The sequence below is a fragment of the Dokdonia sp. Asnod1-B02 genome, assembly GCF_045063955.1.
GTDB lineage: Bacteria > Bacteroidota > Bacteroidia > Flavobacteriales > Flavobacteriaceae > Dokdonia.
In genome coordinates, this window is sequence record NZ_JBEFNW010000002.1 from 846306 (window position 1) to 870921 (window position 24616).

Below are 24616 nucleotides of genomic sequence, written 5' to 3' on the forward strand. Positions count from 1 at the left end.
GGTTTAATACTTATTATTCTTTAACAAAACCTTAGGACAACCCGACTAAACCCATCCGTAATTTGCGTGTCTAATTTTAGAACCAAACTATCAAACGGATGAAAAATTTTATTACCCTTTTATTACTGTCATTTTCCTTAGTTGCTGTAGCACAGCGACCTGGTGGGGATCGACCAGATGTTGTTATTACTGGTACAGTAATGGAGGCAGAAACTAATATACCTTTAGAGTATGCAACAGTATCATTTGCCACTGCAGATGGTAAAGTGGTAACAGGAGGAATCACAGATCCATCTGGAAAATATCGCATAGAATTACCAGCAGGCGTATATGATGTGAAGTTTGAGTTTATCTCGTTTGAAACAAAAGTACTTTCTGCTCAACGTCTTATTAAGGACACTAACTTACCTACACAAACACTAGCCATAGATTCTCAATCTCTGGATGAAGTAATTGTGCGTGCAGAGACTACAGAAGTTCAAGTGCGACTGGATAAAAAGATTTATAACATAGGAAAAGATCTTACCACAAGTGGTGCGACAGTAAGTGATGCACTTAGTAATGTACCCTCTGTTACAGTGGATGTGGATGGAGCTATAGCCTTAAGAGGGAACGGAAACGTGCGTATTTTAATTAATGGTAGACCATCTGCAATTGCAGGTTTTGGATCTGTAGATGCGTTGAGTCAATTACCAGCAGATGCTATTGAACGTGTAGAGGTGATTACATCTCCATCTGCTCGTTATGATGCAGAAGGAACGGCAGGTATACTCAACATTATACTGAAGAAAGAGAAAACATTAGGTCTTAATGGTTCTATACAGACTAATGTAGGCTACCCAGAACGTTACGGAATCACAGGAAATATAAACCTAAGAACAGATAAGTTTAATATTTTTAATACCACAGGGTATAGTAAACGTACTTCTCCAGGAAATGCTTCTGCCGAAAATCAATATTTTGCATCAGAAATAGGGGCAGATGGTGAGCAAACTTTTACAAGTGAGATAGATCGTATTCTTAGAGAGGATAGAGATTTTGATAGAAACCGTGGAGGGTTTAATACTAACTTAGGTATTGAGTATTTTCTAACAGAAAAAACATCTGTAACTGCAAGTGGTTTCTTAAGATTAGGAGATAACGATTCTGGTACAGATAACTTTACCAGTGAGTTTACACCAGATAATGAATTGACAGTGTCAAGAACGAGACTTGAGCGCGAGAATGAAGAGGACATGACCTATCAATTCTCACTTAATTCTATTACAAAGTTTGATGAGTCTGGGCACGAGCTTACCGCAGCTTTACAATATGCTAGAGATGAGGAAACAGAGACTTCTCTTATTACAGAGTTTAACTCTTTCCCAACTTTAGAAAACCTACCTACAGAAGATATTACTCAGATTGAAGATCAAACAGAATACCTAGCGCAAATAGATTATGTACGACCTATAGGTGAGACTGCTCAATTTGAGATAGGATATAGAGGAAACTTTGAAGAAACAGAAACAGATTACACACTTCTAGAAGAAGATGTTGCAGGAGGTACATTTATAAGAGATGATGGCTTATCTAACATTTTTACTTACAAAGAAGATGTACACGCAATCTACACACAGTATGGAGATAAGTTTGGTGATTTTTCTTTCTTAGCGGGACTTCGTTATGAAAATACAAGACAGCAAGGAACGGTAGATGCAGTAATTTCTGATGATAACCCACTAGGGACTAATCTTGATTTTGACAACCAAACAGATGGTTTATTCCCTACATTAAATCTTACTTATGAGTTTAATGAGCGTGAGAATATTACTTTAGGTTTTAACAGACGTATTAACAGACCAAGAGGTCGTTTTATTAACCCTTTTCCATCGCGTTCAAGTGAAGCAAACATCTTCCAAGGAAACCCGGATCTTGTACCATCATTTGCAAGTGCATATGATCTAGGATATTTAAAAAGATGGGATAAGTTGACACTTACATCATCTGTGTACTACCAGTATGAGACAGATTCTTTTGAGCGTATTCAAGAAGATACAGGATTAGTCACTGCAAATGGAGTGCCTATCATTAGAACACTTCCTATTAACTTAAGTACAAACGAGCGTTATGGAGCAGAATTAGGTGTTCTGTACAATCCTAATAAATGGTTGCGATTAAACTTGAGTGCAAATGCATTCTTATTTGAAACAAACGGTTCTTTTAATGGTGTAGATTATGGGGCTAGTAACTTTAGCTTCTTTACAAGAGGAAGTGCAAAAGTAACCTTACCATATAAAATTGACTGGCAAACTAATATTTTCTACAGAGGTCCTAGCAACAATGCACAGACAGATACAGAAGGTTTCTTATTTACAAACCTAGCATTTAGTAAAGACATACTTAATGATAACGCGACACTTGCTTTAAACGTGAGCGACGTATTTAATTCAAGTAAGAGACAATCACTTACTACGACAGACTCTTTTACAAGTGATAGTGAGTTCCAGTTTAGAGTTCGCTCGGTTAATCTAGCATTTACGTATAGATTTAATCAAAAGAAGAAACGTGAGCGTGGTAGCCGAGGTGGTGGTGAAGGAGAAGATGATTTTGAAGGATAGACTTTTTTAGCTTTCGCGAAAGCGTAATTTTCCAAATAAAAAAAGGTGGACGGTATAACCGTCCACCTTTACTTTTTTAGGTAATAAAACAAATCGTTTGTTTAGAAAGAAACAGAGATTTTACCTCTTAAAAAGAAAGGGACACCAGGTGTAAAGTGAATCTCCTCTACAGATTGTGTCTCATTAAACAATCTGCTTTCTGTAGCAAATTGAGTTTCATTCCATTCAGTGTCAAATAGATTTTCGATCACAATTCCGTACGTCCAGTTTTTTACTTTATAGTTGAGATTCATATCTGTAACAAAATAACCGTCTGCTACGATTGAGTTGTCTTCATTTGCTGCTCTATCATCAATAAAGCGGTAAGAAAGCGATCCAGAAAATGCACCTAAGTTATCTACATTAATTCCTCCTACTGCCGTAAAGTCGGGTGCTAGTGGTATTAAATCTGCTCCATTAGGTTCGTCTGTGCTTCTAGCATACGTATAGTTTACATCTGAGTATGCGTATAACCAATCGTTAAACTGGTATCTAGCACCTAGCTCAATACCCACTCTGCGAGAGCGTCCACTAGGTTCTACAATTCCTGCATCACCTACATATACAAACTCTTGGTCTAGAAATAAGCTCCATAATGCAGCATTGACCACAAGGCGGTCGGCTGGTTTAATAATAGTACCTATGTCAAAACCATAAGCCGCTGGTAAAATATCTTCACCTTCATTTGCTACAACTACGCGTGTGTCATTAGAGTGAAAGCCTATACCAGTTTTAAGGAAATATTGAAATGTAGTAGATGGTGTGTAAATCACATTAAGCTTAGGGCTAAAGGCTACCTTGTTTTCGCTGCGATTATCATAAACAGGACTTAGCTCATTCACATAGTCAAACTTAAAATAGTCTAAGCGTACAGACGGATTAATGTTCCAATCTCCTTTTTTAAATTCGGCATTAAAGTAACCAAATGCGTTGAGCTCATCTACATCACCTAAGGATAGATTTTCCAGTGTCTCACGACGATTTTTTGTGCGTGATAATTCTACATCATTCACATCATCATATCTAAAACCTACACCCGTTTGATAATCTAGATTAAAACCAGCAACCTCTGTATCCTTACGTTCAAAAGAACTTTGAACACCCATTAATACGCGGTCTTCGTGCTGTCTTATCTGGTCACCATTTACAGGGTCTTCAAGAAAGAAGGTGAAGTTTGAATAAAGTTCAAAGTCATATTTAGATAAGAAGGCACTGGTCTTAAAAGTGTCACTATCATTTAAGTTTTTAGTGTAGTTGAGAGAGATATTACTTCTACTCGTAGTACCACCTTCGGTATCATCTATTGCTCCAAAACGGCCTATTAATCCAGCATCTACAGCTCTTTGTGGTATTTGACCAGAGGCATCCCATTTACTCTGAAAGTGTGATAATGTAATGTCCAGCTCTTCCTCTCCAGGTTTGGCATAAATATATTTACTCATCAAGTTAAGACGATTAAAGTTCTGTGGTGAGTCTACAGGTCCATCAGTAAGGTATATCTCTGATGCGAAGTATAACGAGCTATACTCTTTATTAAGCACTGGGAATAAACCCGAAAGGCGCTGGGTGTTAAATTGGCCAACTTCAAGAGTAATTAAATTGTCTTCTACAACATCTTTAAGTTTAAGATCAATATATCCCGCTGTTGCAAAGTTACCCTGCTGAGCATTAAAAGGACCTTTACCAAATTCTATATTCTGTATAGTTTCTGGAATCACAAAGTGTAAGTCTGAGTATCCTTGTCCGTGGGCATGAGAGACCATATTAACAGGGAGTCCGTCTACACTAAGCGCGAGGTCTGTACCATGATCAATATCAAAACCACGTAAGAAAATTTGCTCTGCTTTTCCTCCACCTGCATGCTGCCCTATAATCAGTCCAGGTACTTTACGTAATATTTCTTGTGATGACTTCACAGGATTGTTTTGCACGTCTATATCTACAATTCTGCTTAGTTGGTTTACTTCAGATACAATAAGAACCTGGTCAAGTGAAAATGACTTAGGCTCAAGCTTAATTTGTAACTGTTTTTCACCTTCTGATAATACATAAAGAAGGGTTTCATAGCCTAGGCTAGAAAAATATAGAGAGTCGCCTACTTTTGTTTTAGGAATACTAAAGAAGCCTGTAGCATTCGTATGTGCGTGCTGTCCGGATTCTTTATTAAATATATTTGCATTTTCTATTGGGCTAGCATTTTCATCTAGTACCACACCTTTAATAGACTGGCCGTATAATGGGATAATAAGGAGCATCGTGATGACTCCAAGAAAGAATTTCATATAATTATATTTGAGATTTGAATGTATTTGTGCGTGTTTATATGACTAGCCTAGCGATAGACGAGTATAAAAACAGTATTCCATAGTGAGAATACTACAGCCGTGGAGGCTGTATAACCAAATCTCTTTGTGAAGTGTACTTTTTCTCTAGGTACCACCAGTTATGTACTATCTCAATAGGAGTAGTACTTGCTAGAGTAGGGTAATAGGTTTGTGACAATTGTTTGTCTGTATTATATTTTTCGTCGCTTTTGAAATGCTCAGGCTGTTGGTCATTATCGTTAAAAACCAATTTAAGAAAAGTAAGAGCACGGTGACTGTGGTGTGTAGCAACATCATTCCCATGGTGATTGCTAGCTGGAGTCTCGTGGTGATGTGGTGGGTTGTCATGATTGTCCTGCGCGATGGCATGTTCAATATTGTGTGCAAGCTGGAAAACCACCTTTTGTATAGGTGATAGCAAGCAAAAGACCGCCATGCAAAAGGCGATAGTTTTGGTAATGGATGGTATGTAATGGTTAGTTTTCAGTTTGTATGTGTGAATCTACTATAGAACTTACGGTAATATGACCTCGAGGGTTTCGTTTTAAGAATAGTTTAAGAAAATTAGGGTTACGCTTTCGCGAAAGCATAAAATTATCTTTAACAAAACGCTAACATATGTTAGTGTAACAGAAACTCTCAAAAACAGTCTATTCAATACATTTCACAGCGTAAAGGCTTGCTTGTATCTCAGATAGTCTTAACAAGAAATTCACAGTATTTAAGTTGTTAAATGTTAATATTGTTATAAACCATTGACTATGATTGAAATAAAAGGTCTTCACAAATCGTATCAGATGGGGAGCAACTCGCTTCACGTTCTTAAGGGTATAGACTTTTCTGTAAAAGAAGGAGAGCTAGTTTCAATCATGGGATCTTCTGGGTCTGGAAAATCGACGCTTTTAAATATACTTGGAATGCTTGATGAGGCAGATGAGGGTGATTATACCCTAGATAATGTCCCTATCAAAAACCTCAATGAAAAAATAGCAGCCCAATACCGCAATAAATTCTTAGGATTTATCTTCCAGTCTTTTAATCTTATCAATTATAAGAATGCTTTAGATAATGTCTCTATGCCGTTATACTATCAAGGTATGAAGCGCGCAGAGCGCACAGACAGAGCCATGCATTATCTAGAAAAAGTAGGTCTTGCACAGTGGGCAACACACTTACCTAGCGAAATGTCTGGAGGGCAGAAACAACGTGTCGCAATAGCGCGTGCACTTGCGAGTGACCCAAAAGTATTACTAGCAGATGAGCCTACGGGAGCACTGGATACAAAGACATCTTATGAGGTGATGGATCTCATACAGGGAATTAATGATGAAGGAAAAACAATCTTAATTGTTACCCACGAGCCAGATATCGCAGAGATGACTAAACGCATTGTAAACTTAAAAGACGGTCGCATAATAGATGACACACTCGTAAATCAAGTAAAGGCAATCAATCATGTTTGATGTAGAACGCTGGCAAGAAATTTTTGAGACCATAGGAAAAAACAAACTTCGTACGTTTCTTACTGGTCTATCAGTGGCTTCAGGGATTTTTATCCTAGTAATCTTACTTGGTTTTAGTACAGGAATTCAAAAAGGTGTAAAAACCCAATTTGCTCAAGATGCCGAAAGCCGTGTAAATGTATGGACGGGCGTTACTACAAAGGAATATGCAGGTCTTAATCCTGGTAGGCGTATCCAGATGCATAACAGTGATTATGAAAATGTCAACACAAAGTTTGGTGAGGCCTTAGAGCATAAAACAGGATTATATAATATCTGGGGTGGTCAAGTAAACTATGGCAACGAGTCTGGTAATTATCGTATAGAAGGAGCAAACTATGGACAGCAATTTATAGAAAACGCAACACTCTCTGCAGGCAGATTTCTCACTCAAAAAGACGAAGACGAGGGCGTAAAAATTGCAATCATAGGTCAAAAAGTAAAAAATGATCTTTTTAAAGCTGAAGATGCTATCGGTGAAACTATTAAAATAAGTGGCATTAACTTTCTTGTAGCTGGAGTCTTTACAGATCCAGGAGGTGAACGCGAGGAATCTCGAATTTTCATTCCGCTTAGTACAGCGCAAAGAGTATTTAACGCTGGAGACAAATTGCGCTCTATGGCATTTACCGTAAAAATGTCTGAAAATTTTGATGAAGCCGTAGCATTATCTGCAGCAGTGAGTCAGGGTATTGAAGATGAGATTAAGTCACGCTATCAGATATCACCAGATGATAGAAGCGCAGTGCGTGTAAATTATAATCTTGAAGAAGCACAAAAAATATATAGCCTTATAGACACCATACGCATGGTATTTTGGTTTGTAGGCATAGGAACTATTATCGCTGGGGTAGTAGGAGTAAGCAACATCATGCTCATCATCGTAAAAGAGCGCACCAAGGAAATTGGAGTGAGAAAGGCGCTAGGCGCATTACCTAGTTCTATCATTGGGATGATACTACAAGAATCTATTTTTATTACCGCAATCGCTGGATTTTTAGGTTTGTTTCTAGGCGTAGGTTTATTGGAACTCATAGGACCACAAATAGATAGTGACTTTATTAAGTTTCCTCAAGTAGATTTTATAACAGCAATTTCAACAGTGATTATATTAATAGTTGCAGGTGCGCTAGCGGGTTATATTCCAGCTAGAAGGGCCGCAAATATTAGACCCATAGAAGCACTAAGAGACGAATAAAATTAACTATCACGCTTTCGCGAAAGCGTACTCATAAGATACTTCCATTATACAAGGAGGAACAAACGTTTAATTAAAAGCACCTTACAAGGTATAACAAGATGTTTAGCAAAGACCGCTGGAATGAAATATTAGAAGCCCTCAATGCAAATAAGTTTCGCACGTTACTTACTGCATTTGGTGTATTCTGGGGAATCTTAATATTGGTATTGCTTCTTGCATTAACCAACGGACTTAAGAACGGAGTTTCGGCAGATTTTGGTGACTTTGCCACAAACTCTATGTTTATGTGGTCGCAAGGGACATCTATATCGTACAAGGGACTACCTAAGGGTAGAAGATTTAGTTTTAAACTAGAAGATGTTGAGATCCTTAGAGAAAAGTATCCAGAACTTAAATATATATCACCACGTAATCAGCTGGGTGGTTTTAATGGTGCGAATAATGTGACGCGCAATGAAAAAACAGGAGCTTTTAGTATCTACGGAGATTATCCAGAATTTATAAAACAGCAGCCTCAAGACATTACTTCTGGGCGTTATATCTCATATTCTGATATTAATGAAAAACGTAAGATTTGTGTTATAGGAGAAGATGTAGTGAAAGGTTTGTATGATAATGGAGAAGATGTTCTCAACACCTACATTAAAATAAATGGTGTAAACTTTCTAGTGGTGGGCACTTTTAGAAACCCAAAAAGTAGTGGAGACGCAGAGGAAGATGCAAATACTATTTTTGTGCCTTTTACCACATTTTCACAAGCTTTTAATAGAGGTGATAACGTAGGGTGGATGGCAATAACTGCCAGTGAAGATGTCAACATTACAGACATTAAGGAGCAAGTATTTGCTACCATGAGAGAGCAGCGCTCTATACACCCTGATGATAAACGAGCGATAGGTCATTTTGATCTATCTGAAGCATATGGTCGTGTGATGGGGCTATTCTCTATCCTTACTTTTGTAGGCTATTTTGTGGGGTCATTAGTACTTCTTTCTGGAGTTATAGGGATAAGTAATATTATGCTTATTGTAGTAAAAGAACGTACTAAGGAAATAGGTGTGCGCAGAGCACTTGGAGCGACTCCATGGGAGATTAAATCTCAGATTTTGCAAGAATCTTTAGTGCTTACTATCATCTCGGGAATGGCAGGTATAGCAGTTGCCGCTGGATTTATATGGGTGATGAATACCATATTAGACCAAGTAGGAAAAGTAGATAATTTTGCAAACCCATCAGTAAATATAAATGTCATTTTTGTTGCACTCGCTATCCTGATAGTTTCAGGATTACTAGCTGGATTTATTCCGGCATCAAGGGCAATACAAATGAAGCCTATAGACGCATTAAGAATAGAATAAAACACAATCAACCACTCATACCATGAAACGCACAGGAACCATTATTACACTTATTGTAATCGTCATATTATTTGCAGCAGGCATTTGGTATATCTACACAAAAGATAAGCAAGACCCTATTGTTTATACTACAGAACAAGCCACTAGTCGTACAATTGTTAAGAAAACGGTAGCTACTGGAAGCATTGTCCCTAAGGAAGAAGTACTTATCAAGCCTAACGTGTCTGGAATCATTAAAGAGATTTATGTAGAGGCTGGAGATAATATCAAAGCTGGAGATCTTATTGCTCAAATTGAGGTGGTGCCTAATGCATCATCACTTACTAATGCAAAGAATAATATTGCAGGAGCACGCACGGGAGTGGAGACAGCAAAGCTTGCTCTGGCAAACCAAAAGAGTATATATGACCGTCAGAAGGCGCTCTTTGATAAAGGAGTAATCTCTGCAAATGATTTTGACGGCATTCAGAATTCATATAATCAAGCAGAACAGCGTGTAAAGCAGGAGCAAGTGAATCTTACAAGTGCTTCTCAAAATTATGATATTATAAAAACGGGAACTACCAGAGGACTGGGTAATGCTGCCACTACACAGATTAGATCTACCATTACTGGGATGATTCTTGACGTTCCAGTAAAAACGGGAAACCAAGTAATTGAAGCCAATAATTTTAATGATGGAACTACGGTGGCAACGCTTGCAGATGTAGATAAAATGATTTTTGAAGGAAAAGTGGACGAGAGTGAGGTAGGTAAAATAAAAGAAGATTTACCATTAGAAATCACCGTGGGAGCGATAGAAAATATGACTTTTAACGCGACTCTTGATTATATAGCACCTAAGGGCGTAGCCGAAAATGGAGCTATCCAGTTTGAAATAAAAGGTACATTAGATCGTACAAACACAGATACATTTATTAGAGCTGGACTGAGTGCAAATGCTAGTATTATTCTTGAGAAAGCGACAGATGTTCTTTCCATAAAAGAGGCACTTGTACAATATGATCCTAAGACTAAAAAGCCATTTGTTGAGGTCGCTACTGGCGATCAAGAATTTGAACGTCGTGATATTGAGGTAGGCGTGAGTGATGGTATTTTTGTAGAAGTAAAGAGCGGAATCACCGCAGAAGATAATATCAAAGTGTGGAACCAACTTAAAATCCCTACTGGATTTGGAGGAGGTAGAGGCTAGATAACCTTTTGTTTTATAGACTTGCAGAGGTGTTTTAGGTACGCTTTCGCGAAAGCGTAACAATCTCTCAAAAAAAATAATTAACAGTTTTTGTAACATATAACCGTTTCAATAGTCATATTGGACATCAATCAAGATTATGAAAAAAGCCATCTTATTTTGTATGACAGCGTTACTCGCTCTCACGACTTACAGTCAAGAGAAAAAGTGGACCCTGCAAGAATGCGTGCAATATGCGATAGATAATAACATCAATATCCAGCAAACGGAGTTAGATCTAGAGACTGCAGCCATAGACCGCTCTGATGCAATAGGAGCATTTTTACCTACCTTAAATGGTACGGCATCAAACTCTTGGCAAACGGGTCTTACGCAAAACGTGCTAACTGGAGTTCTAGAAACGCAACAAACACGTAACTCATCTTTTGGGGTAAGTTCTGGAGTGCGATTAATCAATGGCTTTAGAAACCATAAAGTACTAGACAGAGCAGAGCTTTCTAAAATCGCAGCCGATTATAATATTGCGAAGCTTAAAGATGATGTCGCGCTTAATGTGGCAGTGTCATATCTTCAAGTATTACTTGCAAGAGAAAGTGCAAAAGTAATTGTCACTCAAAATGCAGTGACTAAGGAGCAAATACAACGCACACAAGAATTAGTGGATGGAGGTGTATTGCCTAGAGGTGATCTATTAGAGATACGCGCAACTGACGCAAGCGAGAGACAACGTATAGTAGCTGCCGAAAACGGTGTTACCATAGGTCTTGTAAACTTAGCGCAACTATTAAATATAAAGGATATCGCAAACTTTGATATTGCCGAAGGGGAATATGAGGTGCGAGGAGAAGGAATATTAGACACGCAAGCGGATGTATTAATAGAGACGGCAAAGGAAACGCGCTATGATCTTAAAATTGCAGAACAAAATGAAGCAATAGCCAAAAAAGATTTAGAAATAAGCAAGACAGGTTTTTACCCTACACTAGATGCATTCTTTAATTATAATACTAGAGAGTCAAGTAGATCAAGCGGTTTTAATACTTCTATAGATCCTGATACTCCTTTTATAGATTCTGGAAATCCTATTGGAGTAGTGGGTAACACTGGTGATATTGTAACTAGCTTATCTCCTAATATTACAGGAGTTGATGAAGTAGGACCACTACCATTTATAGAGCAACTATATCTTAATGATGGAATCTCTTATGGGTTATCTTTGAGGGTTCCTGTGTTTAATGGATTTAGTGTAAAAAATCAAGTAAAACGTAGTGAGGTAAATGTAATGCGCTCAGAGTTTCAAAAAGAGCTAGCAGAGCAAAACCTTAGAACTGCGGTGTATCAAGCATACACAGATGCAAAAGCTGCAAGAGAAAGTTATGAGGCGGCCAAAATAGCTGTTGAGTCTCAAGAGTTAGCTTACGCATATGCAAAAGATCGCTATGATGTAGGTCTTACAAATGCCTTTGACTTTAGCCAGAGTAAACTGCGTTACGATAACGCACAGATTGAGATTGCGCGTTCTAAATATGATTATATTTTCCGTATTAAGGTATTAGAGCTCTATTTTGGAGTTCCCGTTACCGAACTAAAATTCTAACCAAAATGAGTAAAAAAACACTTTTCATTTTACTAGGTATTGTTGCTGTTGTAGTAATAGCATTAATCGCAGGTAAAAAATCTGGAGCTTTCGGTAAGTCGGGTAATTTCAAGGCTGTAGAGGTGCAGAAGCTAGAGCGAGCAACTATCATTGAGACGGTGGCCGCTACCGGTAAAATACAGCCAGAGATAGAAGTAAAGCTATCATCAGAAGTTTCTGGAGAAATCATAGATCTTCCTATTAAAGAAGGACAAGATGTAAAAAAAGGAGACCTACTTGTAAAAATCAATCCAGACTTAGTGCAGGCAGCAGTAAGCCAGAGTCGTGCAGCGTTACAAAATAGCCGTGCCGGATTATCACAAGCAGAAGCAAGTCTCAATCAAGCCAAGCTTACTTTTAATCGTAATAAGCCTCTTTTTGATAAAGGAGTAATTTCAAAAGCAGATTTTGAAAGAGCACAGTCTGATCTGGATATCGCACAAGCAAATCGTCAGAGTGCTTTTTATAATGTACAGAGTGTAGCTGCTCAAGTAAAGCAGGCTACAGATAACCTAGGACGAACTTCTATTTTTGCACCACGCGATGGTACAATCTCTATGCTTAATGTAGAACTGGGAGAACGTGTAGTAGGGACTGCGCAAATGGCAGGAACAGAAATCGTACGTGTAGCAAACCTCAATAATATGGAGGTTGAGGTAGATGTAAATGAAAATGATATTGTAAAAATTGCAATAGGAGATTCAACGATTGTAGAGGTTGATGCATACTTGAAAACAAAATTTTCGGGTATTGTTACAGAAATTGCAAACTCTGCTCAAGCAACACTTACTGCAGATCAGGTTACAAATTTTAAAGTAAAGGTGCGTATTCTTGAAGAATCATATAAGCACTTGCTAGAAGGTAAGAAGGATACATATTCGCCTTTTAGACCAGGTATGACGGCTACTGTGGATATCATTACAAAAAAGCGTAACGATATTCTGGCAGCGCCTATAAGTGCTATTGTTGTAAAGACAGATACGAGTGCTACAAGAAGCACTTCGCCTAAGTCTACAACAAGTGCAGGAGCGGCAGAGGAGAAATTTGAATGTGTATTTGTGAAGAGCGGTGGTGAAGCAAAGTTGAAAGTCGTAACTACAGGAATACAAGATGACTCTAAAATTGAAATCTTAACAGGTCTAGAAGAAGGTGATGAAATCATTATAGGCCCTTATAGTCTTGTAACTAAAACGCTCAAAACTGGAGATAAAGTTGAGGTAAAAGGAGAAGAAAAAAACGAATCTGAAGAATAAACAATGACACATATTTTATGTCTTGAGACAGCCACCACAAATTGTTCGGTGGCTTTGTCTATTAATGGAAATGTAGTTGCAATGCAGGAGGATAATGCTCAAAAGTATTCTCACGCAGAGCGATTACATGTATTTATCAAAGAGGTGCTTGATGCTGCAGGTATTACTAAAGATAAACTTAGTGCAATTGCCGTAAGTAAAGGCCCAGGGAGCTATACGGGACTTCGTATAGGTGTTTCGGCAACAAAGGGACTCTGTGCAGCACTAGATATACCACTTATCTCTGTAGATACTTTAGGTGCGCTTTCGCGAAAGCTTACTGTAAACGATGGCGAGCTCATTATACCAATGCTTGATGCACGACGTATGGAAGTGTACAGTGCCGTTTTTGATAATAGTGGAAATCGTCACAGAGAAACCCAAGCACAAATACTAGATGAAACATCCTTTACCGAATATTTAGATAAAGGAATTGTTCACTTTGTGGGTAATGGTGTAGAAAAATTCCAAGAGATATGTGAGCATCCTAATGCAAGATTTGTAATAGGAGAGTTGCCTTCATCAACTCAAATGGCATCGATGGCGCAAACAAAATTTGAAGCTAATGATCTTGAAGATGTAGCTTATTTTGAACCGTACTACCTCAAAGATTTTATTGCAGGTAAGCCTAAAGCAAAATAGAAATAATACTAAAGCAAAAAAAAATCCCGTGATACAATACTGTATTACGGGATTTTTACTTTTAAGAAAGAGCTTCTTAAGCTTCTTTGTGTATTTCGACAGCATGTGGATAAGGAATTTCAATCCCAGCTTTGTCAAGTTCAATTTTACAATTCTCGATAGTTTGGAAGTATACATCCCAGTAATTTTCTGGTGTAGCCCAAGGACGCACTTCATAATTTACAGAGCTATCTGCAAGCTCACCCATATTTACAGATGGAGCAGGTACTTGTAGTACATTTTCTTGAGAATGCATAGCGCGCATAAGAGCTTCTTTAGTCGCCTTAATATCTGCATCGTAAGATACACCTATTGTAAGGTCTACACGTAGTTCTCCTAGTTCTGTGTAGTTCTTGATATTACCATTAGATAAAACACCATTTGGTATAATAACTAGTTTATTTCCTGGTGTAGCTATCTTGGTAGTAAAGATTTGAATTTCAGATACAACTCCTACTTCACCTTGAGCTTCTATAAGATCACCTACTTTAAAAGGTTTGAAAAGCATAAGTAATACACCACCAGCAAAATTAGATAGAGAACCTTGTAACGCAAGTCCAACGGCAAGACCAGCGGCTGCAAGAATAGCAGCAAAAGATGCTGTATCTATACCTAATTGTCCTAAAATGGCTATAATAAGTAGAACTAGTAAAATAGTTCTCACGAGATTAGATAAAAACTTCTCAAGTGTCTTATCCATATTCTTATTTTTCTCGAGCACTTTCTTGAAAACCTTCATTAGTTTTCCAATAACCCATTTACCTACTACCCATATGACTAATGCCATAAGGATTTTGAGTCCGTATTCTGATCCTTTTTCGATAGCGAGGTCAATCCATTTTTGATAATCTTCCATTGGTTTTAATTATTAGGTTGTTAATGTTTGTAGCCTAAAAATAGAAAAACTCGCATATATCAATATATGCGAGTTTCTATATAATAATTATCACCATGGATGTATCGTTAATCGATACAAATGGGAGTCTTGTCTAGTTTTTCTTATTCAGCATTGTGAACGTGCACATCACGTTGAGGGAATGGTATTGTAATTCCAGCAGCTTCTAGACGTTCTTTTCCTTCCTCTAGTACTAACCAGCGTAAATTCCAGAAGTCTTCATTTTTTGCCCAATATCTTAGCGATAGATTTACACTGCTATCTCCTAGCTCTGCAAGAACGATCATAGGTGCTTTTCCTTCTTCTTGGATTACTTGTTCTTGTTCATTGACTAGTGTAAGTAAAATGTTTTTGGCAAGTTTTACATCATCACCATAATCAATTCCAAAGGTGATTGCTTCTTTACGTATACCTTCTTCTGTAAAGTTTACAATAGTTTCATTAGACAACTTTCCATTTGGGATAATAGCTAGTTGGTTTCCAAAAGTATTAAGCTTTGTCTGGAAGATTGAAATTTCTTTTACTGTTCCTTCTTGTCCTTGTGCTTTTATAAAATCACCTACTTTAAAAGGTCTTAGTAATAAGATAAGAACTCCTCCTGCAAAGTTTGCAAGAGATCCTTGTAATGCAAGTCCTATTGCAAGTCCAGCTGCTCCTATGATAGCTACCAGAGAAGTAGTTTGTACACCTACTTGTGTAATCACAAGTACAAAAAGCACGATTTTTAAGGTCCAATTAATGAGGTCTGCAATAAATTTTTCAAGTGTAGGTTCATAGTCCTTTCTTTTGAAAAACTTAGCTACTAGTTTTTTTATTATACGGATGACCCATAAACCAATAAATAGCAAAACCATAGCGCTCAAAAAGCCTGGGATGAAATCCCATATCCATTTTATGGCCTGATCTATATGTTCTTGGTATTCGCTTACTTGATCCAGAGGATTACTCATATTTAAATTTTTTACAAAATTGGATATAAGCAAACATGTTACATAATCTTCTAGGATAAACTTCTGTTAAACTTCCATGAGTTTTAACGCGGCTTTCACAGTCTCAACGGGGAGTTGGCAAGTATTATTCACACATACATAGATAAATGTTTTATCGTCATGGTATCGCCCCTTAAAGATGTCTTGATCACTTTTGATAGTGCTAGTTGCAATCAATTTATTAGGAATGTAATAGCCGTCCAACTCTTGTCTTAGGACTTCCGCATTTTTTCCCACGATGACAAGCTCATAAAAAGGCATGGTATAGTTAAGCATCCCATCCATCCAGTTTGAAAAACTAGTAGGGCTTTGATCAATAGATGGCTGAATGTTATGAAGCATTGCTTTAGCTGTATTTCCATAAGTATTATCGCCATAGTAATGAGATAACATAAAAATATTCTTCGCCATTATGGAGTTTGAGGACGGAATTACGTTATCATAAAACTCTGTGTTTCGACTTGCGAGGCTAGGATCTTGGTTTGATGTGAAGAAGAACAAATCATTTTCTTGATTTTGAAAATGTTCAAAGGTGCAATCGGTAAGTTGTTTAGCTTTATTAAGCCATTGCTTATCTGCTGTGACTTCATAGAGTGCTATAAAGGCATCTACTATGGCAGCATAATCCTCTAGATATCCATTTATAGTGCTCTTTTCATTTTTAAAGGTACGATTGAGACCGCCATCTTCTCTTATAAGATGAGTACTTATGAAAGTTGCATTTTTTAAAGCAGCAGTAAGAAATACCTCATCGTTAAAAGCGCGGTAGGAATCTACATACCCTTTTATCATTAATCCATTCCAAGAGGTTAGGATTTTGTCATCTAGGCGAGGTTTTTCTTTATTGCTTTCGCGAAAGCGTAATAAATCCTCATGCCATTTATTTTTCTTAGAAATGATTTCTTGTACTGAAATACCAAACTCTTTAGAAAAATCTTGATCTGTATCTTGTCTAATGAGTACATAGTTGTCTTTCTCCCATTTTCCATAGGAGTTGATGTTGTAATATTCTTTAAAAAGATCAAAATCATCACCTATCAAAGTTTGTAGCTCGTTTTTAGTCCACACATAATAAGCACCTTCTTCTAGAATTCCATCTGCAGTTAAGCTATCTGCATCTATAGCGCTATAGAAGGCTCCATCCTCTGTCGTCATCTCGCGGGCTATAAATGCTAAGGTTTGATAGACAGTTTCCTTGTATAAAAGATTTTTAGTCTTTGTGTAGGCTAGTGCGTATAGGCTAACTAGCTGTGCATTGTCATAAAGCATTTTTTCAAAGTGCGGTACATGCCACTTAGTATCTACACTATAACGAGCAAAACCGCCACCTACATGATCATTAACTCCACCAAAGGCAATTTGTTCTAGCGTGGTATTTACATATTCTAAAATTTCTTGATCTTGATTTTGGTGTGCATACCTAAGTAAAAACAGGTAGTTATTAGGCATCATAAACTTAGGCGCTCGGTTAAGGCCACCTTGTCTAGTGTCCCATTGTCGTGACCACTGGCTTATGGCATTTTGTAAGGTTTCTAGCTGGAAATCTGGATTGCTATCATTCGGGATAATTGCATCCATTTCTTGCATGCCTTGATCAAGCTTTTCTGCATATTCAATGAGTTTTTCTGGTGCTGTTTGATAGAGTTTGGCAATTTGCTCAAGTGCGCTTGTCCATTCCTCTTTTGGGAAATAGGTACCTCCCCATACTGGTCTTCCATCTGGTAATGCAATGGCATTAAGAGGCCAGCCACCTCTGCCTGTCATAAGTTGCACAGCATTCATGTATACATTATCCACATCTGGACGCTCCTCACGATCTACTTTTATATTTATAAAATGCGCGTTCATAAGTTGTGCGACCTCTGTATTTTCAAAGCTCTCGTGCTCCATGACATGACACCAGTGGCATGAAGAGTAACCTATGCTTATCAATAAGAGTTTGTTTTCCTTTTTAGCCTGAGCCAGCGTTTGCTCATTCCATGGTTTCCAGTCTACAGGGTTATGGGCATGTTGTAAGAGATAAGGACTAGTCTCTTGTATAAGATCATTAGTATAAGGATGTTCCATAGTGGGGTTGTTTTAATGCTTGCCGATTGAAAAAAAGGAGTGATATTATAGACGTAAGTGTGATTGTAAAACGGGTAGGCTTGTAAAAATACAAACAAAAAAAGTCCCATCTTGAGATGGGACTTTTATCAATATTTTAAAAAGAGATTTACTTTACTTCAAAAGTAATCTTACAGTTCATACGGTATTCTTTAATTTTTCCATCATCACCTACTACACAGTTTTGCTCGTTTACATAAAGAGATTTTATATTCTTTATTGACTTACTAGCGTGTTTAAGCGCATTTTCTGCTGCATTTTCCCAGCTTTTCTCAGAACTTGCTAATACTTCTATAACTTTTAATACTGCCATTTTATTGGTTTTAATGTGTTAATAATTAGTTGTTTCCTGAAAGTTACGCAATTCATTAGATAAGAATGCAAATGTTTTTATAAATGTTATAATTACTGTCTGTCTGAATAATAACGATAGTTATGTGTAGATGAGCGTAGGTGTTAAAGCTATTTTAAGAGATTTTATTTTTGAAGTACTTAGTGTAATTACCATCCTCCAGAAGCACCACCACCTCCAAAGCCACCGCCACCAAATCCTCCTCCAAAACCACCGCCTCCACCGAAGCTTCCACCACCGCCAAAAGAGCCGCCTCCACCAAAGCCACCACGTCCCATGTTGCTGAGAATGATAACATCTAGTAGCGAGCCGCCTACACTGCGCTTACCTCCATTACGACCACCACCTCGATGATTGTTGCGACTTATGATAATGAGAATGATGATAAAAAAGATAAACATGAGAATCCCTTGTATGGGAAAACCATCGTTACCTTGTCTCGTTCCTTTAAAGTTTCCTTGCAAACCATCAAAGATGGCATCTGCGCTTTGATCAAGGCCAGCATAAAAATTCCCTTGTTTAAACTGAGGAATCATTATTCTATTTATGATTTGCTCTGCATCACGGTCAGAAATGATGCTTTCTATTCCATAACCCGTATTGATATCTACCTTGCGATCATCTTTTGCGAGAATAATCAGGATGCCGTTATCTTCATCTGCCTGGCCTATTCCCCATTGCTGTCCCCACTTTGCACCTACCATATCAAGTCCTTCTCCATTAGAAGTAGAGATAATAGCAATCACAATTTGTGTTGAGGTACTGTCACTGTATTTAATAAGTTTGTTTTCTAAAGCACTCTTTTGTCCTGCAGATAATAAGCCTATGTAATCATAAACCGCGTCCGGATTTGCCTTTGTCGGTTTTTCAGGAATATTAAATTGACCAAATGCAGGAATACTCAGTACCAATAAAAGTAGAGAGAAGAGTGCGCTTTCGCGAAAGCGTGAACCTAAAAAATTATTTTTTTCTTGCATTAAGAGGTGCTTATTTCGTCAGGGAGTTCATTTTTATCACCATGCTTCCATGGGAAAAATGCAGCTAGTTTCTCTCCAGCAGACTGTACTCCCTGGATGAGGCCATCGCGGAAGTTTCCTTTTGTAAACTGAGCAATCATAGCATCCTTAGTAGACTCCCAGAAATCTGGCGGGACTACCTTGTTGATGCCAGCATCACCACAAATTGCGAGTTTATGATCATCTACTGCAACGTAAATAAGGACTCCATTTTCTTCCTTAGTATTATCCATTTTAAGTAAATGAAATAATTCTTGAGCACGTATAAGCGCATCCTCTTTGTTAGAGTGATGTTCTAAGTGCACACGAATTTCCCCCGAAGTACGAGTCTCAGACTGTCTAATAGCCTCAACAATGGCTTGTTCGTCACTTTTACTTAAAAAGTCTTCTACCGTAGATGCCATTTATTTTGTGCCAAAATCAAATTCTACTTCTGGAGCATTTTCTGATCCTGCATCTGCCTCAAAGTATGCGCGGTTTTCAAAACCTAAAATTCCTGCAGCTAGGTTAGTAGGAAACATACGTATTTCAGAGTTTAAGATTTTTGCCTTTTCATTAAAGCGATTACGCTCCACATTGATACGGTTTTCTGTACGTTCCAGCTCATTGATTAACTCCTTAAAGTTTTCATTTGCCTTAAGATCTGGGTAACGTTCAAAAACGGCAAGAAGCCTAGATAGCGCAGAGGTAAGACCTGACTGAGCTTCTTGAAATTGTTTAAGCTGTGCTGGTGTAATGTTTGAAGGGTCTATGTTAATAGAAGTTGCTTTACTACGCGCTTCTATAACTCCTATAAGAGTAGATTGCTCAAACTCTGCATAGCCTTTGGCTGTATTTACAATATTTGGAATTAAGTCTGCACGACGTTGGTAAGAGCTCTCCACGTTACCCCATTGTGCACTTACCTCTTCATCTAGAGGAACGAGATTGTTATTTGTGCGAGCAAGCCATAAGCCTCCTATTACTAGTATAGCAACAATGGCGATAAGAGCGATAAGTCCTTTTTTCATAATATAATTAGGTTTGATTGTTAGTTGTTGTTTGTTGTGATTTGTTACAAGTAACGTGCAATAGTAGCAAGTTAAGAAAAAGAATTACTATAAGAAGACAATAAGGTTTTGTTAAACTCGCCGTCTAAGAGTTGTATAAGCTTGATTTTTGCAAATAAAAAAACAACACTCATTTGTAGTGTATTATTGTTATGGATTTAAAACTTTTATATTTACTAGCATCTATGGGAGTTATAGGTGTTATTGCAGGTGTATATCACCTCGTGTCTGGGCAGTATCTTGTAATGAGCCTCTTGTCAATAACTACTAGTTTATTTTTTATAGGCCTAGCTTATCGCGATTATTATAAAGGAAAGCGTTTTTAGAGATTAGACTTAATCTCTAGTAGTTGTGCTTTTACAGCTTCTAGCTTCCTTATAATATCAAAATTTGATAAAATTTCTTTTTTACCTTCTTTGAGGTGTGTTTTTGCACCTTCAAGTGTAAAACCGCGCTCTTTAACCAGATGGTAAATGAGCTCTAGATTTCTAATATCTTCTGGAGTAAATCTCCTTGTGCCCTTAGCGTTTTTTTTAGGAGCGATTACATCAAACTCTTTCTCCCAGAAACGTATCAAAGATGCATTTACATCAAATGCCTTTGAGACTTCACCTATAGTATAATACAGTTTTTCTGGAAGGTCTATATACATTAATCGAGTGATTGATTTTCTATAGATGATGCAGCTAGCATAAGATCATATTCCTCTGGAGTAAGATCATTATGGTAAAAGTTTACAGGATTAACTACGGTGCCGTTTTTCCATACTTCATAGTGTAGGTGGGGACCAGAAGATAGACCTGTATTGCCCACATATCCTATAATCTCACCACGCTTTACATTCTGTCCTACGGTAGCTTTGTACTTACTCATGTGCGCATAATACGTTTTATAGCCAAAACCATGTTCTATAATTACCATTTTGCCATAACCACTTCCTAGTCCTACTTTAGTGACTTTTCCATCACCCGTGGCATAAATTGGCGTGCCAGGAGGAGCTGTAAAGTCCATCCCGTTGTGCATTTTACGGTATTTTAAAATAGGGTGCACTCGCATTCCGTATCCAGAGGCTACACGTGAGAGGTCTTTATTTTGAACCGGTTGTATAGCTGGTATTGTTTTGAGTAACGCTTCTTTCTCTTCGGCTAGTTTGGCGATTTCGTCTAGAGATTTTGACTGGATTACAAGTCGTTTTGTGATCTGATCAATACGTTTTGCACTTCCTGTAATCATAGAAGAGTTATCAAATCCTTCTAAGTCTTTATAACGATTGACACCTCCAAAACCTGCTTGTCTTATTTCATCAGGAATAGGGCTAGCTTCAAATAATACACGGTATACATTATTATCTCGCTCTTCTACATTTGCAAGTACGCGTTCTATCTGGTCAAGTTTCTTTTCTTGAATCTCAAACTGTAATGACATATTTGCCAGCTCGCGTTCTAGTTTTCGTTCCTTAGGAGTATCGACACCAGAGTTAAACACAGCGATTGTTATAAGAAGTCCCATAAGAGCGGTTGCTGCAATGAATATCAATGCTGCGCCAAAGGTGCGTCCCTTCTTTCTCTCTACTTTTCGGTAGGATAGTGTCTCACTATCGTAGTAATATTTTACCTTAGACATAAGTTAAAATGCTTATTTTTGGGGTTTGTTTATGGGGTTTAGTACGCTTTCGCGAAAGCGTGATTTAAAACCTCAACAACGTTCAAATATAAAATAAATTATCCACACCATCCATCGTATGAAATCTCAAGAGGTACGTAAACAGTTTCTAGACTTTTTTGAATCCAAAAAACATACCATAGTGCCCTCTGCACCAATGGTTTTAAAGGATGACCCCACGTTAATGTTTACAAATGCGGGAATGGTGCCTTTTAAAGAATATTTTCTAGGAAACGCTACACCAAAAAATGCTAGACTGTCAGATACTCAAAAATGTTTGCGTGTTTCAGGGAAGCATAATGATCTTGAGGAAGTAGGTAAAGACACCTATCACCACACGATGTTTGAGATGCTGGGTAACTGGTCTTTTGGAGATTATTTTAAAGAAGAAGCAATATCATGGGCTTGGGAATTCTTAACGGAAGTAGTTAAGATTGATAAGGACAGTCTTTACGTGAGTGTTTTTGAGGGAGATAAGGAGGATGGATTAGATAGAGATCAAGAAGCTTTTGATATCTGGAAGCAACGCATTGATGAGGATAGAATCATCGATGGAAATAAAAAAGATAACTTCTGGGAAATGGGAGCGCAAGGACCTTGCGGGCCATGTTCAGAAATACACGTAGACATAAGATCTGCCGAAGAAAAAGCAAAAGTAGACGGGAAGACACTCATCAATATGGACCATCCACATGTTGTGGAAATCTGGAACCTCGTATTCATGCAGTACAATCGTCTTGCAGATGGATCGCTTGTGAAGCTACCTAACCAGCATGTAGATACTGGAATGGGATTTGAGCGTTTATGTATGGTACTTCAAGGAGTACAGTCTAACTATGATACAGACGTTTTTACTCCACTAATGAGTGAGATAGAAACCATCACAAACTCAAAGTGTGGTAATGATGAAGAAATAGATATTGCAGTACGAGTAATAGCAGATCACGTAAGAGCTGTGTCATTCTCTATTGCAGATGGGCAGTTACCTTCTAATACTGGAGCTGGCTATGTAATCCGTAGAATCTTACGACGTGCAATTCGTTATGGGTTTACGTTTCTTGACACGAAGGAACCATTTATCTATAAGCTTGTGGCAACACTTGTGAAGCAAATGGGTGACGCATTTCCAGAGCTTAAATCACAAAAGAACTTAATGACAAATGTGATACGTGAGGAAGAAGCTTCTTTTTTACGTACGCTAGATAAAGGGTTACTATTACTTGATAATGTAATTGCGGAGACTAAGGGTGATACTGTTGCTGGTGATAAAGCTTTTGAGCTTTATGATACCTACGGATTCCCAATAGATCTTACAGCACTTATACTTAGCGAGAAAAACTTAAAGCTTGATGAGAAAGGTTTTGAAGCTGCTCTTAAAGAGCAAAAAGACCGCTCTCGTGCAGCAACCAAGGTGGAGACAGATGATTGGAATATCTTACAAGAAGATGCCGAAGAAGAGTTTGTAGGATACGATACATTAGAAACTCCGGTGAAAATTACTCGCTACCGTAAGACAGAGAGTAAAAAAGACGGTGAGTTATATCAACTGGTATTTAATCTTACGCCGTTCTATCCAGAAGGAGGAGGGCAAGTAGGAGATAAAGGATATCTAGAGACTCCTAACGGAGAGGTAGTTTACATTATCGATACTAAAAAAGAGAATAACTTAATTATTCACCTTGCTAAAAATCTTCCGCGATCTACAGATGGAACGTTCAAGGCAGTGGTAGACGCAAAACAGCGTAGCCGCACGGCTGCAAACCATACTGCGACACACTTATTACACCAAGGTTTACGTAAGGTGCTAGGTACACACGTAGAGCAAAAGGGTAGTATGGTACATAGCGGGAATTTACGTTTTGACTTTGCTCACTTTTCTAAGGTGACTAAAGAGGAACTTAAGGAGGTAGAAGATTTTGTAAATGCACGCATACGCGAAAATCTATCACTAGAAGAGCAGCGAGGTATTCCTTATGATCAGGCTGTACAAGAAGGTGCAATTGCATTATTTGGAGAGAAGTATGGAGATGCGGTTAGAACTATCCGTTTTGGTAAGTCTATGGAGCTTTGTGGAGGAACTCACGTACCAAGTACTGGAGAAATCTGGCATTGTAAGATTACCTCAGAAGGTGCTGTTGCATCTGGAATACGTCGTATAGAAGCAATCACAAGTGATGCAGCTAAAGATTATTTTACTTCAGAGACGGAGGCTTATAATAATGTAAAAGCTACGCTTAAAAATGCACAAGATCCAGTAAAAGCAATTACTAACTTACTGGATGAGAATGCTGCATTAAAAAAACAAGTAGAAGCACTCATAAAAGAGAAGGCTCAAAACTTAAGCGGTGACCTGGCTAAGGAATTTACAGATATAGATGGTGTTGATTTTCTTGCCAAAAAAGTAGATCTAGATGCAGGAGCAATAAAAGATCTTGCATTTAAGCTAGGAGAAAATAAAGACAATGTGTTTATTCTTTTTGCTACAGAGCAAGACGGTAAAGCATTGCTAAGCTGCTACATTTCGAAGGAGCTTGTAGCTTCTAAGAAATTAAATGCAGGCACTGTGGTGCGCGAACTAGGAAAGCACATCCAAGGTGGAGGTGGTGGACAACCTTTCTTTGCAACTGCAGGAGGGAAAAACCCAGCAGGAATAGACGCCGCAATTGCCGAAGTGAAAAATTACTTGGTTTAATACACATACAACCATCTGCTTATTGACTTA

General features: G+C 37.9%; 21 protein-coding genes. 10 read left to right on the forward strand and 11 right to left on the reverse strand.

Features of this window, described 5'->3' with window-relative positions; translation table 11 throughout:
• The first annotated feature begins 98 nt into the window (after positions 1 to 98).
• The gene (locus ACJJVU_RS03865; RefSeq protein WP_405222476.1) at positions 99 to 2600 is read left to right on the forward strand and encodes a TonB-dependent receptor domain-containing protein; all 2502 of its coding nucleotides are present in this window, start codon (positions 99 to 101) and stop codon (positions 2598 to 2600) included.
• A gap of 101 nt (positions 2601 to 2701) precedes the next feature.
• On the opposite strand, the gene ACJJVU_RS03870 is transcribed toward ACJJVU_RS03865, so the two are convergent.
• Together ACJJVU_RS03870 and ACJJVU_RS03875 are read right to left on the reverse strand one after the other, a co-directional pair.
• Positions 2702 to 4921 carry a TonB-dependent receptor gene (locus ACJJVU_RS03870; protein ID WP_405222479.1) on the reverse strand — a complete coding sequence of 740 codons (2220 nt, stop codon included), beginning with the start codon at positions 4919 to 4921 and terminating at the stop codon, positions 2702 to 2704.
• 94 nt (positions 4922 to 5015) lie between these two features.
• Complete coding sequence (locus ACJJVU_RS03875; protein ID WP_405222482.1) at positions 5016 to 5399, reverse strand: hypothetical protein; 384 nt, start codon at positions 5397 to 5399, stop codon at positions 5016 to 5018.
• A 325-nt stretch (positions 5400 to 5724) separates the two neighbouring features.
• Here ACJJVU_RS03875 and ACJJVU_RS03880 point away from each other — a divergent pair, with 325 nt between their 5' ends.
• The 7 genes from ACJJVU_RS03880 (at position 5725) to tsaB (ending at position 13786) form a co-directional block, all read left to right on the forward strand.
• Positions 5725 to 6426, forward strand: coding sequence for an ABC transporter ATP-binding protein (locus tag ACJJVU_RS03880; RefSeq protein ID WP_298329288.1), 702 nt, complete (start codon positions 5725 to 5727; stop codon positions 6424 to 6426).
• Positions 6419 to 7663: an ABC transporter permease gene (locus ACJJVU_RS03885; protein WP_405222485.1), complete on the forward strand. Its 1245-nt coding sequence runs from the start codon at positions 6419 to 6421 to the stop codon at positions 7661 to 7663. Before ACJJVU_RS03880 ends, ACJJVU_RS03885 begins: the two co-directional genes overlap by 8 nt.
• Before the next feature lie 101 nt (positions 7664 to 7764).
• Positions 7765 to 9024: an ABC transporter permease gene (locus ACJJVU_RS03890; protein ID WP_405222488.1), complete on the forward strand. Its 1260-nt coding sequence runs from the start codon at positions 7765 to 7767 to the stop codon at positions 9022 to 9024.
• A gap of 22 nt (positions 9025 to 9046) precedes the next feature.
• Positions 9047 to 10216 (forward strand): efflux RND transporter periplasmic adaptor subunit, encoded by a 1170-nt coding sequence (locus tag ACJJVU_RS03895; protein WP_405222491.1) that lies wholly within the window; start codon positions 9047 to 9049, stop codon positions 10214 to 10216.
• A 139-nt stretch (positions 10217 to 10355) separates the two neighbouring features.
• A complete protein-coding gene (locus ACJJVU_RS03900; protein ID WP_405222494.1) occupies positions 10356 to 11813 on the forward strand; it encodes a TolC family protein in 1458 nt (485 codons plus the stop codon).
• A gap of 5 nt (positions 11814 to 11818) precedes the next feature.
• Positions 11819 to 13105 (forward strand): efflux RND transporter periplasmic adaptor subunit, encoded by a 1287-nt coding sequence (locus ACJJVU_RS03905; RefSeq protein ID WP_405222497.1) that lies wholly within the window; start codon positions 11819 to 11821, stop codon positions 13103 to 13105.
• A 3-nt stretch (positions 13106 to 13108) separates the two neighbouring features.
• The gene (gene tsaB, locus ACJJVU_RS03910) at positions 13109 to 13786 is read left to right on the forward strand and encodes a tRNA (adenosine(37)-N6)-threonylcarbamoyltransferase complex dimerization subunit type 1 TsaB (RefSeq protein ID WP_405222500.1); all 678 of its coding nucleotides are present in this window, start codon (positions 13109 to 13111) and stop codon (positions 13784 to 13786) included.
• A 76-nt stretch (positions 13787 to 13862) separates the two neighbouring features.
• Here tsaB and ACJJVU_RS03915 read toward each other — a convergent pair whose 3' ends face one another.
• The 7 genes from ACJJVU_RS03915 to ACJJVU_RS03945 all read right to left on the reverse strand — a co-directional run bounded on the left by ACJJVU_RS03915 (position 13863) and on the right by ACJJVU_RS03945 (position 20193).
• Positions 13863 to 14681, reverse strand: coding sequence for a mechanosensitive ion channel family protein (locus ACJJVU_RS03915; RefSeq protein ID WP_298329268.1), 819 nt, complete (start codon positions 14679 to 14681; stop codon positions 13863 to 13865).
• A 143-nt stretch (positions 14682 to 14824) separates the two neighbouring features.
• The gene (locus tag ACJJVU_RS03920; RefSeq protein ID WP_298329265.1) at positions 14825 to 15670 is read right to left on the reverse strand and encodes a mechanosensitive ion channel family protein; all 846 of its coding nucleotides are present in this window, start codon (positions 15668 to 15670) and stop codon (positions 14825 to 14827) included.
• Between the two features lie 66 nt (positions 15671 to 15736).
• Positions 15737 to 17776 (reverse strand): thioredoxin domain-containing protein, encoded by a 2040-nt coding sequence (locus ACJJVU_RS03925; RefSeq protein ID WP_405222504.1) that lies wholly within the window; start codon positions 17774 to 17776, stop codon positions 15737 to 15739.
• 148 nt (positions 17777 to 17924) lie between these two features.
• Entirely contained in the window at positions 17925 to 18128 is a 204-nt protein-coding gene (locus tag ACJJVU_RS03930; RefSeq protein ID WP_013751093.1) for a dodecin family protein, read from the reverse strand.
• Positions 18129 to 18316: 188 nt separating this feature from the next.
• Entirely contained in the window at positions 18317 to 19144 is an 828-nt protein-coding gene (locus ACJJVU_RS03935; RefSeq protein WP_405222507.1) for a TPM domain-containing protein, read from the reverse strand.
• Positions 19144 to 19587, reverse strand: coding sequence for a TPM domain-containing protein (locus tag ACJJVU_RS03940; RefSeq protein WP_405222510.1), 444 nt, complete (start codon positions 19585 to 19587; stop codon positions 19144 to 19146). Before ACJJVU_RS03940 ends, ACJJVU_RS03935 begins: the two co-directional genes overlap by 1 nt.
• A complete protein-coding gene (locus tag ACJJVU_RS03945) occupies positions 19588 to 20193 on the reverse strand; it encodes a LemA family protein (RefSeq protein ID WP_405222513.1) in 606 nt (201 codons plus the stop codon).
• Positions 20194 to 20384: 191 nt separating this feature from the next.
• Here ACJJVU_RS03945 and ACJJVU_RS03950 point away from each other — a divergent pair, with 191 nt between their 5' ends.
• Entirely contained in the window at positions 20385 to 20558 is a 174-nt protein-coding gene (locus ACJJVU_RS03950; RefSeq protein WP_013751097.1) for a hypothetical protein, read from the forward strand.
• Here the strand turns inward: ACJJVU_RS03950 and ACJJVU_RS03955 are convergent.
• Entirely contained in the window at positions 20555 to 20884 is a 330-nt protein-coding gene (locus ACJJVU_RS03955) for a MerR family transcriptional regulator (protein ID WP_405222516.1), read from the reverse strand. The two genes, ACJJVU_RS03950 and ACJJVU_RS03955, sit on opposite strands and share 4 nt — an antisense overlap.
• Positions 20884 to 21855 (reverse strand): M23 family metallopeptidase, encoded by a 972-nt coding sequence (locus ACJJVU_RS03960; RefSeq protein WP_298329244.1) that lies wholly within the window; start codon positions 21853 to 21855, stop codon positions 20884 to 20886. Before ACJJVU_RS03960 ends, ACJJVU_RS03955 begins: the two co-directional genes overlap by 1 nt.
• 118 nt (positions 21856 to 21973) lie before the next feature.
• On the opposite strand from ACJJVU_RS03960, the gene alaS reads away from it, so the two are divergent.
• The gene (gene alaS, locus ACJJVU_RS03965; RefSeq protein ID WP_405222519.1) at positions 21974 to 24586 is read left to right on the forward strand and encodes an alanine--tRNA ligase; all 2613 of its coding nucleotides are present in this window, start codon (positions 21974 to 21976) and stop codon (positions 24584 to 24586) included.
• Positions 24587 to 24616 lie beyond the last annotated feature (30 nt).

Bases quoted from the DNA above. Each gene is read 5' to 3' on its own strand.
- ACJJVU_RS03865 (WP_405222476.1), top strand. From the start codon at position 99: ATGAAAAATTTTATTACCCTTTTATTACTGTCATTTTCCTTAGTTGCT.
- ACJJVU_RS03870 (WP_405222479.1), bottom strand. From the start codon at position 4,921: ATGAAATTCTTTCTTGGAGTCATCACGATGCTCCTTATTATCCCATTA.
- ACJJVU_RS03875 (WP_405222482.1), bottom strand. From the start codon at position 5,399: ATGGCGGTCTTTTGCTTGCTATCACCTATACAAAAGGTGGTTTTCCAG.
- ACJJVU_RS03880 (WP_298329288.1), top strand. From the start codon at position 5,725: ATGATTGAAATAAAAGGTCTTCACAAATCGTATCAGATGGGGAGCAAC.
- ACJJVU_RS03885 (WP_405222485.1), top strand. From the start codon at position 6,419: ATGTTTGATGTAGAACGCTGGCAAGAAATTTTTGAGACCATAGGAAAA.
- ACJJVU_RS03890 (WP_405222488.1), top strand. From the start codon at position 7,765: ATGTTTAGCAAAGACCGCTGGAATGAAATATTAGAAGCCCTCAATGCA.
- ACJJVU_RS03895 (WP_405222491.1), top strand. From the start codon at position 9,047: ATGAAACGCACAGGAACCATTATTACACTTATTGTAATCGTCATATTA.
- ACJJVU_RS03900 (WP_405222494.1), top strand. From the start codon at position 10,356: ATGAAAAAAGCCATCTTATTTTGTATGACAGCGTTACTCGCTCTCACG.
- ACJJVU_RS03905 (WP_405222497.1), top strand. From the start codon at position 11,819: ATGAGTAAAAAAACACTTTTCATTTTACTAGGTATTGTTGCTGTTGTA.
- tsaB (WP_405222500.1), top strand. From the start codon at position 13,109: ATGACACATATTTTATGTCTTGAGACAGCCACCACAAATTGTTCGGTG.
- ACJJVU_RS03915 (WP_298329268.1), bottom strand. From the start codon at position 14,681: ATGGAAGATTATCAAAAATGGATTGACCTCGCTATCGAAAAAGGATCA.
- ACJJVU_RS03920 (WP_298329265.1), bottom strand. From the start codon at position 15,670: ATGAGTAATCCTCTGGATCAAGTAAGCGAATACCAAGAACATATAGAT.
- ACJJVU_RS03925 (WP_405222504.1), bottom strand. From the start codon at position 17,776: ATGGAACATCCTTATACTAATGATCTTATACAAGAGACTAGTCCTTAT.
- ACJJVU_RS03930 (WP_013751093.1), bottom strand. From the start codon at position 18,128: ATGGCAGTATTAAAAGTTATAGAAGTATTAGCAAGTTCTGAGAAAAGC.
- ACJJVU_RS03935 (WP_405222507.1), bottom strand. From the start codon at position 19,144: ATGCAAGAAAAAAATAATTTTTTAGGTTCACGCTTTCGCGAAAGCGCA.
- ACJJVU_RS03940 (WP_405222510.1), bottom strand. From the start codon at position 19,587: ATGGCATCTACGGTAGAAGACTTTTTAAGTAAAAGTGACGAACAAGCC.
- ACJJVU_RS03945 (WP_405222513.1), bottom strand. From the start codon at position 20,193: ATGAAAAAAGGACTTATCGCTCTTATCGCCATTGTTGCTATACTAGTA.
- ACJJVU_RS03950 (WP_013751097.1), top strand. From the start codon at position 20,385: ATGGATTTAAAACTTTTATATTTACTAGCATCTATGGGAGTTATAGGT.
- ACJJVU_RS03955 (WP_405222516.1), bottom strand. From the start codon at position 20,884: ATGTATATAGACCTTCCAGAAAAACTGTATTATACTATAGGTGAAGTC.
- ACJJVU_RS03960 (WP_298329244.1), bottom strand. From the start codon at position 21,855: ATGTCTAAGGTAAAATATTACTACGATAGTGAGACACTATCCTACCGA.
- alaS (WP_405222519.1), top strand. From the start codon at position 21,974: ATGAAATCTCAAGAGGTACGTAAACAGTTTCTAGACTTTTTTGAATCC.